Source organism: Hymenobacter sp. NBH84 (genome assembly GCF_014217645.1).
GTDB classification, from domain to species: Bacteria; Bacteroidota; Bacteroidia; order Cytophagales; family Hymenobacteraceae; genus Hymenobacter; species Hymenobacter profundi.
Genome location: NZ_CP043644.1, coordinates 1,776,563 through 1,792,661, shown reverse-complemented (window position 1 = coordinate 1,792,661; position 16,099 = coordinate 1,776,563). Strand labels below are relative to the sequence as shown.

The following is a 16,099-nucleotide window of genomic DNA, read 5'->3' as shown; positions in this document are numbered from 1 at the left end:
AGCGTTAGAGTTGAATCGTTTTGTTGAGCTGATGGCCGGCCACGCGGGCCTGCACCGTCAGGGTTTCGGGTAGGCCTACTTGCTGTAGATCCACCGGGTCGCCAACTACGGCATTGCGGGCCTGGCGCAGCACGGCACCCAGGCGGGTACGCTGCTGCGGAGCCGAAGCCGGGGTTTGGGCCGCGGCCAGCACCGGCGCTGCCACTTCACGCACCACTTCCACCTCAATGGGGCGGGTAGGCACTTGCGTGGTGGTCAGCGTGGCCGGCACGGCCGCCACGGCTACTTCCGGAGCTGCCACTTCCAGGCGCTCCGGACGCGCTTTGGGGGTAGCAAGCGTTGCCACGGCAGCCGGCGCCGGGCGAGCAGAAGTAGTAGTAGCCGCAACCATGCGGGAAGCCGCCGCGGAGTGGCTGGCAGACAGCGCCGGTTGCGCTGCCGAAGCACTGGGGGCGGTAGCAACCGGGGCTTCTGAAGAGGTAGATGCGAGGTCCTGGGGAGTAGTTGCCTGGGTAGGTAAATCTTTTTTCGGAGCGGAAACGGCGGGTGCCGTGGTAGCCAGTCGGCCCGCCATATCGGTGGTGCCGGGGGCTTGCAGCAGCCAGCCCAGCCCTACTGCCAGTAGTAGGGCTACTACCGCGGCGGCGGAATATAACCACATGGCTGGGCGCTTCTTAGCGGGTTGAAGCTCTTCTTCCAGTTGAGCCCATAGATGGTCGGGCGGGGTAGGGGCGTGGCCCTGGAGCCGGTCCCGAAACAGTTGATCAATATCTTCCGGTTGCATAGTATTCTTTTGGTGGGGTGGTAGAAATGGCCGTAGCGTTGGCCACGGTTAGGCGGCGCTGCAACATGGCCCGCGCCTTACTCAGCTGCGATTTGCTGGTGCCTTCCGAAATGCCCAGCAGCTCGGCAATTTCGGGGTGGGAATAGCCCTCCAGCGCGTACAGGTTGAACACCGTACGGTAGCCGGCGGGCAGCTCAGCCAGCAGGGCCAGCATATCATCGGCCTGGAGCTGGGTATCAGCGGTGGCGGGCGTCACGGCGGCGGTGCTGGGCACGTCGTCGATGGCCAAGTGCAGGGGCTCCTTGCGGCGCAGTTGGCCGAGGGCCTCATTCACCATAATCCGCCGGATCCAGCCCTCAAACGAGCCTTCGTGCCGGTACTGGTCCAACGCCCGAAACACCTTCACAAAGCCGCCAATCATCACTTCTTCGGCATCCTCGCGGTGCCGCAGGTAGCGCAGGCACACGGAGAGCATCAGCCCCGCAAACCGCTCGTAGAGCAGTTTTTGGGCGCGGCTGTTGCCCTGGCGGCAAGCGGCAATGAGGTCGGCGTCAGTCACGGGTGTTGGGGTAGAGGTCTAGGGCGATAGCAAGCGTGTTTGGGAAGGTAGATGGGCGATGGGGAGTAACGGTTGCCTGACGGCAAAGAAAATTTTAGAGTATTTGCCAAAAGCAAAAAGATCATGGATATCATTAGGCTGTCGAAGCAGGGTAGGCATGCTGCCGTTGGCGGCTACTTTTCAACCTGCACGACATCGTACGTCGCGCACAAGTATCTTATTCACAATGCTATGAAAGAACCCAAGGAAATTGTTCAGGTAGGCGCGCTGGAGCTGCGCTTTCTGCTGGATGGCGATGATACCGACCAGCGCCTGGTGGTGTTTGAGTTTTCGGTGCCACCCGGAGCAAAAGTGCCCGCCCCGCACTACCACCAAGACGTAGACGAAATGGTGTACGGCCTAGCTGGGAGCATGACCACTACGGTAGCCGGCCAGAGCCGCACGCTAGAGCCAGGCGACTCGTGCTTCATCCCGCGCGGCGTAGTGCATCACCATGCCAACGTAGGCTCCGAAACGGCTACCCTACTCACCGTACTGACCCCGGCCCTTATCGGCCCGGCGTATTTCCGGGAGCTAGGCGCGCTGCTGCAAGCGGGCAGCCCACCCGACCCAGCGCGGGTGCAGGAAATCATGGCCAAGTACGGACTGGTAGTGGCGTAATAGCGTGTGCATTATTGCTTTAGATGTGATGTCAAAAAGAAGACGCTACCTACCCCAGCACTGTGCTGGGGTAGGTAGCGTCTTCTTTACGAAGTTGGCAGAAAGAAACCTTAGGTCGGGAAGCGCTGGATTTATACGCGTGCTATCCCAAACGCTACGTTTGTCTCTGTCATGCAAGCTTAGTAATTGCCTATCGACAGCATCACCAGCGTGCAGGCTTCTTCGGTCCGGATGCCCTTGGCCTGAGCCATCTTTTCCAGCTCCTCGTTCTCGGTGCCGGGGTTGAAGATGATGCGTTTAGGCTTGAGGTCCAGAATGTAGTCGTACCAACTGGGCTGGTTATGGGGCCCTACGTAGAGCGTCACGGTGTCCACGGCGTCTTCGGCGGGGCGGTCGGTGTGAATATCGAGTCCGGCCACCTGGCCTTTGCGAATGCCGACGGGCACTACCTCATGGCCATGGTTCTTAAGCATGTTCACGGCCCGAAACGAATAACGGGCGGGGTTATCACTGGCCCCGATAACAACGGTCTTTTTCATAAATAGAGTCTTGGGGTCTTAGGAAATTAGATTTTTACTTGAAGGTCATTAGGCTGAACGTTCAAGGAATACGGGTAAATAAAGGTGTTGTTAAACAAATAGGAGAAAACCTCCGACTCGGGTTCACGCAGGTTGATTCGGTGATGGTGGCTAGGCGGTAAGCAAATTCATAGCAATACCGCTTAGCAGCAAACCCTTACCAAGGCAAGACGCCAGTGGAAGAGGATGCCGTGCCGGTGGGGCCATCGGCTGGCAGCAGGGCCAGCCGGATGGCCTCTGCCGCCCCCTGCGCGGGCGTGTCAGTTCCCTCAAAGCCATTCAAGTCGGTGGCCGTATAGCCGGGAGCGGCTGAATTCACCTTGATGGCCGTGGCCCGTAGTTCGTAGGCCAGCTGCACGGTGAGCATATTCAGCGCAGCCTTTGAGGCCGAGTACCCTAGCAGGGCCCAATCGTGCTGCCCCACGATGGTGAGCGAGCCCAGCGGGCTTGACACGTTGACGATGCGCCCCGCCGCGGCCTGCTTCACCAGCGGCAAAAACGTTTGAGTGACGGCCAGTGTACCCAAAAAATTGGTTTGTAGCACTTGCGCTACGCTGCGCACATCGGCGGTGCCCGGTGAGCCGTCGCCGGGCACATTAATGCCCGCGTTGTTCACCAGGATGTCGAGGTGGCCTGTCTCGCGTTGTAGGCGCGCCGCAGCCGCGTCGAGCGTTGCTTGGTTGGCTAGGTCTACTTCGAGGAAGCGAACATCGCCTTCGGCAGCCAGTTCCGCTGCGGCTTGCTCACCTTTGGTGGCCTCGCGGGCTCATAGGTACACCTGGCAGCCTGCCTGCAATAGTCCCCGCACTATTTCGAAGCCAATGCCTTTGTTGCCGCCCGTCACCAGCGCAATTTTCTTGTTTTCCATGTCAGTTGTGGGTTTAGCCTCCTACTTAATAAGGAGGCGAGTAAGTACCCCACAAAGGTCCGGGCAGTAGCTTAGGGGCAAACTTCGTCAGTCAACCCATCTGTTGTAGATTTCAAACATGGCAGCGCAATTTCAAATGCGCCATACAAGTTGACGCCCGATAACTACACCCCAAATACGGCCAAGCGCCGGAAGTCTCCTGGCGTTTGGCTGGCCTGACGCTTGAAAAAGGTGCAAAAATGCGCTACGTCGGTAAAGCCCAGGCTGTCGGCAATTTCTGAAATACTCCAGGCGGTTTGCTTTAGCAAAAGTTTGGCTTCCTGCGTTAATCGGCGGCTGATGAGGGCGGTGGTCGTGTGGCCCGTCATCTCCTTCAGCACGCGGTTGAGGTGGTTGACGTGCACGGCCAATTGATCGGCATAGTCCATGGCGGTGCGTAGGCGAAGCGGTGGTTGCGGGCTTTGGCGCGGAAACTGCCCTTCCAGTAGCTCCGTGAATTGGGTGGCTACCCGTTCGGCGGCGCTGTGGGTAGCCAGCGGGGCGGGGGCCGGCTGTAGCTTCTGCACTAAGTGAATCAGCTCCCAGAGATAGGTGCGCAACAGGTCGTGCTTGTAGGCGTAGCCGGACGTGAGTTCGCGGGCCATCTTCTCGAAAATAGCTTCAAGTACTGCGCAATCGGCCTCGGTTACATCCCACACGGGGTAGGCCCCAGGCTGAAAAATGGGTAGCTCTGCCAGTACCACCCCGGTGCGGGCGGGTAGCAGAAAGGCGTCATCGAAGAGGCAGCTATAGCCCGTAAAATCCTCGGTGAGCGGCAACCACCGATAGGGTACGCGCGGCGTCACCAGAAACAAAGTGTTATTGCCGACGTGCGGGGCCTGATCGGCACACTCTACTTGGCTACGCCCCCGGCAGAGCGTGATTTTGTAGTAGGACCGCCGGTTAAACGTCATCGGGGGTGCTCCGCGGAGGTCTGCCAACGGGAATACGTTGAAATGCCCTACCCCCTGTTCCATATCGGGCGGCGGCAAGACGCCTACTGCGGACTCCGAACTTGGAGCACACGCAGCGTAAAAAGCAGGTAGGGAATTCGGTTTCATACAGGCACTTATACGTAGTAAGCGTGGCAGTAGGCAGCAGCGACGACACGTTGCCATAAGAAACAGGAAGCTACTCTCACGGGGTTGATTCCTGCTATAAAGGCTGACTTGGTCGTTTTCGCTTAGCTTAGGTAGAAGTCAGCGGTTTATCCTAATTTGTTCATTAACATCTACAAAGCAAAAAGGTGTTGTCGGTTAAACAACACCTTATTCCAACAGCCAAACCAGCCAGGTATTTGCTCCAATTAAAGCGCTAAGCTCCCACTAACTGCCTCTGCGCACCGCTCGCCGTCCATGGCGGCCGATACGATGCCGCCGGCGTAGCCCGCGCCCTCGCCGCACGGAAACAAGCCTCGCACCACCGGGTGCTGCAAGGTGTCCCGGTCGCGGGGAATGCGCACCGGTGACGACGTGCGGCTCTCTACCCCCACAATCTGCGCGGCGTTGGTGGCATAGCCCGGAATCTTACGCCCGAAGTTCTCGAAGCCCTGCCGCAGCCGGCCCGCCAGGTTCTTGCCCAACACCTTGTCCATGGGCACCGATACCAGGCCAGGCTGGTAGGAGGTTTCTAGTAGGTCCACTGAAATTTTACCTTTTAGGAAGTCGGCCAGGCGCTGGGCGGGGGCTACCTGGGTATTGCCGGCCAGCTGGCAGGCGCGTTGCTCTATTTGCTGTTGCAAGCGCAGGCCAGCCAGCGCACCGTGCTGGCGCACGTCCATATCCTCCAGCTCCACGGCCGTCACGATGCCGGAATTGGCATATTGCGAGTCGCGGCGGCTGGGGCTCATGCCGTTGACTACCACCTCGCCGGGGGCAGTGGCGGCGGGTACAATAAAACCACCGGGGCACATGCAGAACGAAAATACGCCCCGCTGCCCACCTTGGCCCTGTGTTTGGTGCACCAAGGCGTAGGAAGCCGCGGGCAACAGGCCACGGTCGGGGAGGCGGTACTGGGCGCGGTCGATGAGCTGCTGCTGGTGCTCCACGCGCACGCCCAGGGCAAAGGGCTTGGCCTCGACGAGCACACCGCGGCGGTGCAGCAGTTCGTAAATGTCGCGGGCCGAGTGGCCGGTGGCCAAAATCACGGCATCGGCCAGCAGTTCCTCGCCATTGGCCGTGACGACGCCGCGCAGGTGGTTGCCAGTCAGCACCAAATCGTCTACCCGCGTATCAAACCGCACCTCGCCGCCAGCCTGCCGCACCGAGTCGCGCAGGGCGGCTACCACGGCCGGCAGCTTGTTGGTGCCGATGTGGGGGTGGGCATCGACCAGAATATCGGGGGTAGCGCCGTGCTGCACCAACAGGCGCAGGATGCGCTGCACGTCGCCGCGCTTGGTGGAGCGGGTGTAGAGCTTGCCGTCGGAGTAGGTGCCCGCGCCGCCTTCGCCAAAGCAGTAGTTGGAATCGGGGTTAACGAGCTGTTGCTTGTTGAGAGCCGCTAGGTCGCGGCGGCGGGTGCGCACGTCTTTGCCGCGCTCCACCACAATGGGCTTGATGCCCAGCTCAATAGCCCGTAACGCCGCGAACAACCCAGCCGGACCAGCACCCACAATCAGCACCGTGCGATGGGCGCGACTTACATCCGGAAACTGAAACCAGGGTCCGAACAACTCGGCTGGCGGTGTCGTGCGGTAGATGTCGGCGCGCAGGCGCACCAGCGGCTGCCGGCCGCGGGCGTCGATGCTGCGCTTGCGCAGGTGCACAAAATCGGCTTGGCCGGGGCGCAAGCCAGCCGCGGCTAGCAGGGCTTCGTAGCGGGTCAGCTCGTCGTAGGCTTGCTCGGGCGCAAGCAGCAGCTCGACTTCCTGGGGGGAAGGGGTAGGCATGGGTGAAAGGGAGTTAACCTTTAAACCGAAGTAGGAAAAGGATTGCAAAGATACGGCAGGAGTGGCAGCTTGTCATTTCGAACGCAGTGAGAAATCTGAAGTATTCCTGCTGATCGGATTGTAGGCACACGCAAGATTTTCCTGTCTGCCTGATGGGTAGAGTAGTCTGATGTGTTCCAGATTTCTCACTGCGTTCGAAATGACAAGCAGCTATCCTACCGCCTCCACGGGCGTGTCCAGAATACGGACGGGGCGCTTGTTTTCATCAATGGCCACGAACGTGAACACGCCCGAAACGGCCTTTTCGCGCTCCTCGGAGTACATCTGCTCCACAAACAGGTCCACGCGTACTTTCAGGCTGGTGTTGCCCACGTGCTCCACGCGGCCAATCAACTCCACCAGCGTGCCGCCGGGAATGGGATGGGTGAAATCAACCCGCTCGGACGAGACGGTTACCATTTTCAGGCGCGAAAAGCGGGTGGCTGCTATGAACGCTACCTCGTCCATCATGTGCAGGGTAGCCCCGCCGAACAGCGTGTCGTAGTGGTTAGTAGTGTTGGGGAATACGGCTTTGAAGATGCGCGTCTCGGCGCGGGTAATTTTTTCTTCGATGGTCATCACAACGGAGTGAAAGGGTGAAACGCCCTTCGACAGCTTTCCGCAGGAAGCCAAACCACAACCAAGCCGATAGGGGGGTAGGGAGATACGCGCACGACTCCTGGCCGGCGGCGCGGGGCGCTCCGGGGCGGGTCGTATGCTTCCTCAATACCCGACAACGGCCCCAGGCGCGGGGGCTACGCATTGTCAGTCAGCGGCAGGCAGATTTTCTGACTTATACCTCCTAGCCGCCCAACTCTGCTCGCCCGGCCGTGGGGCCAGGCAATGGGTAGCAAGCGGGGACCCTGCGGGGGTACTTACAGTAGCGCGTCTGTTCGGGAGTTGCACCCGATTCCCTTTTCAGGCCACTCCCAGGGGCGGCCACCTTCCGTTGTCTGATGGAAAACAGGCAAAGAACAACTACCGGCAAAGGTAGGCGCTGGCGCGGGAATTGATAAGCCACGTCCGTGCCGTACCAAAAGCAACCTGCTATTGAACGCGGTATATAGTCACAAAAACTGCATTATATGCCGGCAACATCGTTGTGCAAGCGCGGTCCTCGTTCGCTTTGGCCTTACGAATAGTAACATATAAGGTAGTGCCTTTGGCCAGTGTGGTGGGCAGATTCAGGCCGTAGTAGCTGCCACTAGCGGAAGCAGCGCTAAGTGACGAGCCGAACATTCTCCCTACTTCTTCATTTTGCTGAGTATTGGAAAAGTGTAGCAAGGGCAAGCGGCAGTCACCGCCGATACCTTGGGCTATTACCTCGTATTCCTTCGGTGCAGCATCGTCTTTCTGGCAGCCAAACGCTACGAGTAGAATGCTCAGCAATAGCAAATAACGTATCATGGCGGCAGGGTTTATCAATATAGAATACTAACTAGTGGGGGCTTTCGGAGAAAACTACACCACAGATACTAGAGAACTGATAAGGCAAGAATGGTTGCAGGCGTAGCATCTGAATTGGTGTGATAAGCCATTTCGACGTCTCCCAAAAACAAAGCCTCCGACGACTATTTGCATGACAACAGCTCCTGCCCGCACGATGGCCTCGCGGGTGAAATCCATCTTCAGCGGCTCCATTGGCAACCTAGTGGAGTGGTACGATTGGTACATCTACTCGGCGTTTGCGCTGTATTTCGCGCCGGCGTTTTTCCCCAAAGGCAATCAAACGGCGCAGTTGCTGAACTCGGCAGCCATCTTTGCGGTGGGCTTTCTGATGCGGCCGTTGGGTGGCTGGCTGCTGGGCCTCTACGCCGACCGTCGGGGTAGGAAAGCAGCCCTGTTGCTATCGGTGCTGCTGATGTGCGCCGGCTCCCTACTCATTGCTCTCACGCCCGGCTATGCCAGCATCGGGGTGTTTGCGCCGGTGCTGCTAGTGGTGGCACGGCTACTACAAGGCCTGAGTGTGGGCGGCGAATACGGCACCTCGGCCACCTACCTCAGCGAGATGGCCGATCAGAAGAACAGAGGGTTCTTTTCCAGCTTTCAGTACGTGACCCTGATTGCCGGTCAACTGGTGGCGCTACTGGTGCAATTGGGTTTGCAGGCCGTGCTTACGATTGAGCAGTTGCATGCGTGGGGCTGGCGCGTGCCATTCGTTATTGGGGCGGGGGCAGCGGTGGTAGCCTTGTTTCTGCGCCAGCACATGGAAGAAACCGACGCCTTTGTGAAGAATGACCAGCCTGCGGGAGCAGCGCTAAAGAAAGAAGAAAGCAAGCTGCGCGTGCTGATGCGTTACCCTCGCGAGGTGCTCACGGTGGTGGGCCTCACACTGGGCGGTACTATTGTGTTCTACACGTTCACCACGTACACGCAGAAATTTTTGGTGAACACGGCGGGGTTCACTAAGGACCAAGCTACGCTAGTGTCGTTTGGGGCGCTAGCCGTGGCGATGGTGCTGCAACCCGTGGTAGGGGCGCTGTCGGATAGGGTAGGACGGCGGCCGGTGCTGCTGGCCTTTGGGGTAGGCGCCACGCTGGGCACTGTGCCACTGATGACAGCCTTGGGCCACGCTACCACCACCTGGGGCGCATTCGGCCTGCTGGTCATCGCCATGCTGATTATGAGCGGCTACACGGCCATCAACGCCGTGGTGAAAGCCGAGTTGTTCCCAACTGAAATCCGGGCCTTGGGGGTAGGACTGCCGTATGCCCTCACGGTTGCTATCTTCGGAGGCACGGCCGAGTACGTGGCGCTGCTGGCCAAGGGCTACAACGTGGAAGCGTGGTTTTACTGGTACGTAACGGCTTGCGCCAGTATTTCCCTTGTCACCTATCTGCGCATGGCTGATACCCGGCACACGTCGCGCATGAACCAAGCGTAAAGGCCGGCTACTGCGCATGCCGGGCGTTCCATTCGGCGGCGAGAGCCGGAAGGCGGTCCGAGTCATCTGTCAGCCAACCCATAGCCGATTTCGTATCAGAAAAATACTGCGCGTCGAAGCGGATGGCAGGCTGCACCAGGCTATGCAGCGCATTAATGGCCAACTGGTTATGCGTCTGCCCACTATCCAGCACCAATACTAGTCGCTCCAAGGGTAGGACCACCAAGCCAGGCATCCAGTGTGTGCCCAACCATACCTCATCTTCTAACGATAAGTCGGGCACACTATTCATATCAAGTAGCAACCGCCGCACGGCTAATTGCTGTAGCAGCATGAGCAGTTGCCCAGCGCTGCGACGCAGTTGCCGTACGTTGCGTCCGCTTATCCATTCGACTCGTAATACAGTTGCTACCTCGTCATATTGCAAATAAAAATCAGATATAGTGCGTATAATCACGTTTTGTATAAGCAAAAGTACAGTTACAAAGATATAGAGTATAGTAGGTTGCATCAATATGATACTGACTTTTTTATTTTGGGAAAAAGGGCTAATGCACTAGCAATAAACAAGAAACCCTGGCCACTATAGCAGCCAGGGTTCTAATAGAAGCTTGCCCTATTATGGAAGGAAACTACTTATCCGCCCGCTTAGGGCGCTTGGCGCGCTCGTATTGCACAGGCCAGGCCAGTTCTACGTCTAAATCAGAGGCGGCATGTAGGGGGAAGTACGGGTCGCGAAGGAATTCGCGGGCCAGCAACACCAAATCGGCCTGGCCTTTCTGGAGGATGTCCTCGGCTTGCTGGGCGGTGGTAATGATGCCCACAGCACCCGTAAGCATCCCGGTTTGCTGTTTCACGGCCTCGGCAAACTCCACCTGGTAGCCCGGGCCAGTCGGAATTTTGGCATCGGGCACGTTGCCGCCGGTAGAGGCATCCAGCAGGTCAACGCCGTTTGCCTGGAGTACGCGGGCCAGCTGCACCGAATCGTCCTTGGTCCAGCCACCCTCGGTCCAGTCGGTAGCCGACACGCGCACGATAACGGGGTAGTCGTCGGGCACCTCGGCGCGGATGGCGGCCACCACGTCCAGTAGCAGACGGCTGCGGTTCTCGAAGGAGCCGCCATATTGATCGTTGCGCTCGTTGCTGAGCGGCGATAGAAACTCGTGCAGCAGATAGCCGTGGGCAGCGTGTACCTCAATGATCTGAAAACCAGCTGCAAGGCTGCGGCGGGCGGCGGCCCGAAAATCAGCGACAACCTGCTGGATTTCCTCCTCGGTGAGGGCGTGCGGCGTGGCTTTGTCGGAGGAGAAGGGTAGGGCGCTGGGCGCTACCACCTCCCAACCGTTGGGCTGCGTGGCCGCAATGGCTTTGCCGCCGTCCCACGGGGGCGTGGTGCTGGCCTTGCGGCCGGCGTGGGCCAGTTGCACGCCAATGGCGGTGCCCTGCTGGCGCACAAAGTCGTTGATGCGCTTCAGGAAGGGCACGTGCTCGTCTTTCCAGATACCCAGGTCCTGAGGGGTGATACGGCCCTCGGGCGCCACGGCGGCGGCCTCCGAGATAATGAGGCCTACCCCGCCCACGGCGCGGCTGCCCAGGTGCACCAGGTGCCAATCGTTGGCGAAGCCGTCTTCCGAGGAATACTGGCACATCGGCGACACCACAATGCGGTTTTTAAGTTCAAGTCCGCGCAGATGCAGCGGGGAAAAAAGAAGCGTAGACATAGGTAGGAAAAGCGTTAACGGAAACTCTCGCCCCGGCAGCGGCCAAGCCACAACTGCCGGGGTAGAGAAAACAGCACGCCCTCCAATAAGTTACGACGCCTCTTCCGCGGGGGCAGAAGAGGCGTCGTGTTATAAGCGAAGAAAGAGGCGGTTACTTCTTCACTACCCGAATGCTGATGCGGCGGTTGAGGGCGCGGCCCTCTACGGTTTCGTTGCTGGTGAGCGAGTGCTTGGCACCGTAGCCCTTGGCTTGCAGCCGGGCCACAGGAATACCCATATCGGCTAGGGCGAACATGGCGGCGCGGGCACGCTCCTCACTTAAGTGCAGATTTTGGAGGTCGTTGCCGAGGCTGTCGGTGTAGCCACCTATCTTCACCACGGCGTTCGGGAACGACTTTAGAATGCCGGCCACGTTCACCAGCTGCTGATGCGACTCCGTCGTGAGCACGGCTTTGGCCGGCTCAAAATACACCCGGTCGAAGTTGATCCAGCCCTTTGTGCGGTTCACCGGATCCACCTGAATACTGGGTTCGGACAGGAAAGTATACAGGCGGTTTTCGGTGGAGCGGGCGCCTACCTTCTGGGTAGTGCCATTCGTCAGCTGTAGGATAACCGGCTGGCCTGTATCATAGATGTAGCTGTCGCTCTCGCTGTCGTAGTGGCCGGTAGCGGCAGGGTCGGTAGCCGTAGCCGACGCCGTATTTTCATTGGCTGCATATGTAGTGGCAGAAGGAGTAGGGGCAGTGCCCGCATAGGCCGCAGTACCCGGCACAGCCGACAGGCGCTCGTGTCCGAAATAGTACCCTAGGCTAACGGCTAGCAGCAACAGCAGGCCCCACTGCCAGCGCAGCGAGGTAGCCGCACGCCCACTATCAACGGGCTCAGGAGTAGGGGAGGTGCCCCAGCTACCCACGCCGGCTCGCACCAGCTCGGCCGCTGGCCGGGGTGCCAGCTCAGGCGTGCCGGCGCTAACGGGATGCCACGCGGCCGTCCCCATAGCCCCCAGTTCCTCGGGCTGATTTTGCAGGTAGGCGCTGAGCTGCTGTACGCTCAGCTCCTGCTCGGCGGCGTAGCGCCCCAGCGCTGCCAGCGTAGCCGCCGCTACAGTGCCCAGCAGCGTGCGGGCCGCCGTGGGCTCCACGTAGGCCGATACTGACAACCGATTGAGGGTGAGAGCGTAAGCATCGCCCAGTAGGCCTTGCATCAGGTCGAGGCCGCGGCGCTGCCAGTTGGTGGTGTGTAGGTCGGCCAGGTGGTGCAACGCGTCGGCCCGGTAGGCTTCCTGTGCCAGCGTGGCCAGCACCTCAGTGCCGCCCGGCCGCTCGGTGCGCGCTATCAGGTGCTGCACCACCAGAGTAGACGCTTGGTTGACGACCTGCTCAACGCCCGCTTCGTTCTCCCGAACTGTAGCGCTAATCTGGCTGATCTGCTGCGCGGTGAAGCAGCTTTTCACCGTTTGAAGTAAACTTTTTCCCATGGCTGTAAGACGTAGAACGTGCGGATGGATGCACCGAAGATAGAGATTTTCATGTGTTTTTTAGAATAAAAAAGATGGATAAAATACTATTATTCAATTAGATAACTTGTACTAAAATCCTTTGGATTGCACTGCGATTTGAAACTGTCCAATACCGGTGTGCATAAAAGAATAGCGGCGGTGATGTTTCCCGGAAAAGTGCTTTTATTCAATAAGCTGAACTGTAGTAGTATGGTATTGAAATAAAGCAAAACGCTCAAAGACAGCAAAACCGTGGTTTTGCTGTCTTTGAGCGTTCAGACAAAGCAGAAGCGTTATGGATGCGGGTAGTTACCGCGCCCCCAAAATTTGCTCAATGCGTTGCAGCTCGTCGTCCTGAAAACCGGTGTTGCGCAGGCACTGCAACGAATCGAGGAGCTGGGCGGGGCGGCTGGCGCCAATAAGCACCGACGTCACGCGCGGGTCCTTCAGCAGCCACGACAGCGCCAGTTGGGCCAGGCTCTGTCCGCGCTCCTGGGCCAACTCGTTCAGCTGCCGAATCTGCTCCAGGCGCTCGGGCGTCAGCTGCTCGGGCGTGAGGTGGCGCCCCTCGCGGCCGGCCCGCGAGTCGGCCGGGATGCCGTGCAGGTACTTATCCGTGAGCATGCCCTGGGCCAGCGGCGAAAAGGGAATGCAGCCCACGCCTTTTTCTTCCAACAAATCGAGCAGGCCACCTTCCACCCAGCGCTCAAACAACGAGTATTTGGGCTGATGAATCAGGCAGGGCGTGCCCAACTCGCGCAGAATACGGATAGCCTCGGCGGCTTCCTGGGGCTGGTAGTTGCTGATGCCCACGTACAGGGCTTTGCCCTGGCGTACCACATGGTCGAGGGCGCCCATGGTTTCTTCCAGGGGCGTTTCGGGGTCGGGGCGGTGCGAGTAGAAAATATCCACGTACTCCAGCCCCATGCGTTTTAGGCTTTGGTCGAGACTGGCAATGAGGTACTTGCGGGAACCCCATTCGCCGTAGGGGCCAGGCCACATATCGTAGCCGGCCTTGGTGGAGATAATCAGCTCGTCGCGGTAGGGTAGGAAATCCTCTTTCAGAATACGGCCAAAGTTGGTTTCGGCCGTGCCGTAGGGCGGGCCGTAGTTGTTGGCCAGGTCGAAGTGCGTGATGCCGTGGTCGAAGGCCGTGCGCAGCGTTTCGCGAAACGTGGCGGGCACGTCCACGTCGCCGAAGTTGTGCCACAGACCCAGCGATATAGCGGGTAGTTTCAGGCCGCTACGCCCGCAGCGGCGGTACTCCATTTGGTGGTAGCGGTCGGGGTTGGGGTGGTAAGGGGTAGTCATGAGGGTAGGGATGAAAAGAAGGTCAGCGGCTGCAAATAACGAAAAGCTACTTATCTAGTGGTCTACTCATACGAGCGAAAGCAAATGGCGGGAAACAAAGCCCGACTGTTTTAGCTTATAGCCGCAGTACTCATCTCAACCAACTTTCCCATGAAACGCATTTCCTTCTGGGTAGGCGCCTGCGCCGTCCTGTTGCTGGCGGCCCCTACCCACAGCCACGCCCAAACGACCACGCCAGCCACCAAAACCAAAGCGCCGGAAGACAAGTCGAAGCGACCCAGTCCACCCGCTACTGCCTCGGCCACCGTGGGCGGCACCAAGGTCATGATTGACTACAGCCAGCCATCTGTGAAAGGCCGGGAAATATTTGGTGCGCTGGAGCCGTATGGAAAAGTATGGCGCACCGGTGCCAACGAGGCCACTACCTTCATGGTGAGTAAAGACGTGAAAATCAACGGCCAAGCGCTACCGGCTGGTACGTATGGCCTGTTCTCCATCCCCGGCAAAGATGAGTGGACCATCATCTTCAACAAAACAGCTAAACAATGGGGCGCCTACGAATACGACGAAAAGCAGGATATTCTGCGCGTAAAAGTGAAGCCCACCACACTAAGCCAGCCCGTGGAGCGCTTTACCATCACGGCCGCCAATTCCGGTAAAGTAACCATGCAGTGGGCCACTACCGGAGTAGAGTTCATGGTAAAGTAGAGACAACGCGTAGCAAACCAGTTATATACAGCTAACATTCTGGCGCTGTCCTTACCTTGTCAGTTCCCGTTGCATATTGAAAATATCACGTATGTTTGTGTAGCGAAAATGGCAGCCAACCACTTGGGCTGACTGCCACCTTCACTACTTCAGCCAGTGCGACAGTAGCAGGTACAACCCGCTCCCGCCGCCGCAGGCTGCCAACACTTTCACAACAAAAGTGCTGCTTACCTGGATGTCGAAGCTCAGCTTCAAGCCATCCAGCGGCATACGTCTCTTACCCATAGTCCAGTGGATTTGAGGGTGGCCAAAACACCCTACTTATCCAGAAGCCCGTGCTCGCAACACGGGCTTCGCTGTTTCAGAAGCAGCCGTGTTGGCGGGGTGATAACCGTACGTTAGTTCAAAGATACTAACAAGGGTAGAATAAACCCATCTATTTTGCTAAAAAATTTAGCAAAATAGATGGGTTTAACCACATCATTAATTTCTGTTGTGGCTATCGACAGTTCTTTTTGATAAGCTGCCGGAGTTGCTTCTCCACCGCAGGCTCGTCACCCCACTGCAAGGCTTGGTGCAAGGCGTCGCAGGCACCGGTTTTATCGTTGGCTTTCAGCTTGGTCATGCCAATAAGCCGGTAGAACTGGCTTTTATCGCGGGGCGGCACTAATTGCAGGCAGGTTTGCCAGTTGGCTAGCGCAGCGGGGTGATTACCAGCGTCCGTATATGCCAGTGCGCGGTTGGCATAGGCACTGACATAGTGCGGATTGATTGTAATAGCGCGTGTGTAGTCAGCCACAGCCGCAGCGTATTGCTTCTGGCCGTAGCGCACCCAGCCACGGTTGAGATACGCGACTGAGTCCTGGGGATTCAACTCGGTCGCCCGCGTCAGAAACTGTACGGCGCGGGCCGTATCCTGCTGCTGCATATACCAGTAGCCCGTTTGGCTATGGACAGCGGCATCATTGGGGGTCAGGGCCAGTACTTTCTCATTGGTGGCAATGGCCGCGGCGTAGTCGCGGCGCGCTGCTTGGCCGTGGGCAGTGCTGGCGTAATATCTCACCAGTCCTTTGTTGTGGGTATCATGGCGTTGCGCCAGTGCTTCATACTGTGCGGCTTCGGCGGGGCGGTTTTGCTGGTGGAGATAGGCGCTGAAACCATAGTACACATCCGCCGCCGTCGAATCCAGGAGCCATGCCTGGTTGAAGCGCTTGATGGCGGTAGGTGCGTGCCCCGTAGTCAGGTAGTGCCAGCCAAAATTGACGTGCGCTTGTGCTGCGGCCTGCGCGGTACCGTACTGCTGCAAAACCTGTGCAATAAACCGCTGGTCGGTGGCTACTTGCTCGGGCGTTTTGCGGAGTCCGCCGTAACGCGGCAACTCGTTTATCTGGTTGGGGGCCCGCAACCTATCCGTGGGAACGTAGCGCGGTGACTGAGCCCACACGCCGAGAGAAAAAACGAGCAGCCAGCTAATTGCCAATAAAATACGCTTCATATATCTGTATCTGCCAGATAGTGCTGTAAGATAGGAGCAAGGCAGAGCTGACGCCGCTCCCCGGTTGC

The 16,099-nt window shown here is 58.5% G+C and carries 16 protein-coding genes, 1 pseudogene and 1 riboswitch; of the genes and pseudogenes, 3 read left to right on the top strand and 14 right to left on the bottom strand.

Features of this window, described 5'->3' with window-relative positions; translation table 11 throughout:
* Positions 1–4 precede the first annotated feature (4 nt).
* Together F1C16_RS07505 and F1C16_RS07500 are read right to left on the bottom strand one after the other, a co-directional pair.
* Positions 5–784 (bottom strand): hypothetical protein, encoded by a 780-nt coding sequence (locus F1C16_RS07505; RefSeq protein ID WP_185283709.1) that lies wholly within the window; start codon positions 782–784, stop codon positions 5–7.
* Complete coding sequence (locus tag F1C16_RS07500) at positions 765–1,343, bottom strand: RNA polymerase sigma factor (protein ID WP_185283708.1); 579 nt, start codon at positions 1,341–1,343, stop codon at positions 765–767. Before F1C16_RS07500 ends, F1C16_RS07505 begins: the two co-directional genes overlap by 20 nt.
* Before the next feature lie 231 nt (positions 1,344–1,574).
* Here F1C16_RS07500 and F1C16_RS07495 point away from each other — a divergent pair, with 231 nt between their 5' ends.
* Positions 1,575–2,003 (top strand): cupin domain-containing protein, encoded by a 429-nt coding sequence (locus tag F1C16_RS07495; RefSeq protein ID WP_185283707.1) that lies wholly within the window; start codon positions 1,575–1,577, stop codon positions 2,001–2,003.
* Between the two features lie 179 nt (positions 2,004–2,182).
* On the opposite strand, the gene F1C16_RS07490 is transcribed toward F1C16_RS07495, so the two are convergent.
* The 6 genes and pseudogenes from F1C16_RS07490 to F1C16_RS07465 form a co-directional block, all read right to left on the bottom strand.
* The gene (locus tag F1C16_RS07490) at positions 2,183–2,542 is read right to left on the bottom strand and encodes a CoA-binding protein (RefSeq protein WP_185283706.1); all 360 of its coding nucleotides are present in this window, start codon (positions 2,540–2,542) and stop codon (positions 2,183–2,185) included.
* 196 nt (positions 2,543–2,738) lie between these two features.
* Positions 2,739–3,449, bottom strand: a pseudogene (locus F1C16_RS07485) (SDR family NAD(P)-dependent oxidoreductase).
* Between the two features lie 164 nt (positions 3,450–3,613).
* Positions 3,614–4,465, bottom strand: a complete 852-nt coding sequence (locus F1C16_RS07480; RefSeq protein ID WP_258049056.1) for an AraC family transcriptional regulator — start codon at positions 4,463–4,465, stop codon at positions 3,614–3,616.
* 329 nt (positions 4,466–4,794) lie between these two features.
* Positions 4,795–6,375: an NAD(P)/FAD-dependent oxidoreductase gene (locus tag F1C16_RS07475; protein WP_185283704.1), complete on the bottom strand. Its 1,581-nt coding sequence runs from the start codon at positions 6,373–6,375 to the stop codon at positions 4,795–4,797.
* 210 nt (positions 6,376–6,585) lie between these two features.
* A complete protein-coding gene (locus F1C16_RS07470) occupies positions 6,586–6,993 on the bottom strand; it encodes an acyl-CoA thioesterase (protein WP_185283703.1) in 408 nt (135 codons plus the stop codon).
* Between the two features lie 181 nt (positions 6,994–7,174).
* Positions 7,175–7,376, bottom strand: a riboswitch (cobalamin riboswitch).
* Positions 7,377–7,461: 85 nt separating this feature from the next.
* On the bottom strand, positions 7,462–7,821 hold the full coding sequence (locus tag F1C16_RS07465; protein WP_185283702.1) for a hypothetical protein: 360 nt from the start codon (positions 7,819–7,821) through the stop codon (positions 7,462–7,464).
* A gap of 172 nt (positions 7,822–7,993) precedes the next feature.
* Between F1C16_RS07465 and F1C16_RS07460 the strand changes: the two genes are divergently transcribed.
* Complete coding sequence (locus F1C16_RS07460) at positions 7,994–9,298, top strand: MFS transporter (protein WP_185283701.1); 1,305 nt, start codon at positions 7,994–7,996, stop codon at positions 9,296–9,298.
* 7 nt (positions 9,299–9,305) lie between these two features.
* On the opposite strand, the gene F1C16_RS07455 is transcribed toward F1C16_RS07460, so the two are convergent.
* From F1C16_RS07455 to mgrA, 4 genes are all read right to left on the bottom strand, one after another.
* Positions 9,306–9,632 carry a hypothetical protein gene (locus F1C16_RS07455; protein ID WP_185283700.1) on the bottom strand — a complete coding sequence of 109 codons (327 nt, stop codon included), beginning with the start codon at positions 9,630–9,632 and terminating at the stop codon, positions 9,306–9,308.
* A 298-nt stretch (positions 9,633–9,930) separates the two neighbouring features.
* Positions 9,931–11,019, bottom strand: a complete 1,089-nt coding sequence (locus F1C16_RS07450; protein ID WP_185283699.1) for an NADH:flavin oxidoreductase/NADH oxidase — start codon at positions 11,017–11,019, stop codon at positions 9,931–9,933.
* 151 nt (positions 11,020–11,170) lie between these two features.
* A complete protein-coding gene (locus F1C16_RS07445; protein ID WP_185283698.1) occupies positions 11,171–12,472 on the bottom strand; it encodes an OmpA family protein in 1,302 nt (433 codons plus the stop codon).
* Between the two features lie 354 nt (positions 12,473–12,826).
* A complete protein-coding gene (gene mgrA / locus F1C16_RS07440) occupies positions 12,827–13,828 on the bottom strand; it encodes an L-glyceraldehyde 3-phosphate reductase (RefSeq protein ID WP_185283697.1) in 1,002 nt (333 codons plus the stop codon).
* 150 nt (positions 13,829–13,978) lie between these two features.
* On the opposite strand from mgrA, the gene F1C16_RS07435 reads away from it, so the two are divergent.
* A complete protein-coding gene (locus F1C16_RS07435; RefSeq protein ID WP_185283696.1) occupies positions 13,979–14,536 on the top strand; it encodes a DUF2911 domain-containing protein in 558 nt (185 codons plus the stop codon).
* Between the two features lie 144 nt (positions 14,537–14,680).
* Here F1C16_RS07435 and F1C16_RS07430 read toward each other — a convergent pair whose 3' ends face one another.
* Entirely contained in the window at positions 14,681–14,821 is a 141-nt protein-coding gene (locus F1C16_RS07430) for a hypothetical protein (RefSeq protein ID WP_185283695.1), read from the bottom strand.
* 214 nt (positions 14,822–15,035) lie between these two features.
* Positions 15,036–16,031 (bottom strand): tetratricopeptide repeat protein, encoded by a 996-nt coding sequence (locus F1C16_RS07425; protein ID WP_185283694.1) that lies wholly within the window; start codon positions 16,029–16,031, stop codon positions 15,036–15,038.
* Positions 16,032–16,099: the final 68 nt, after the last annotated feature.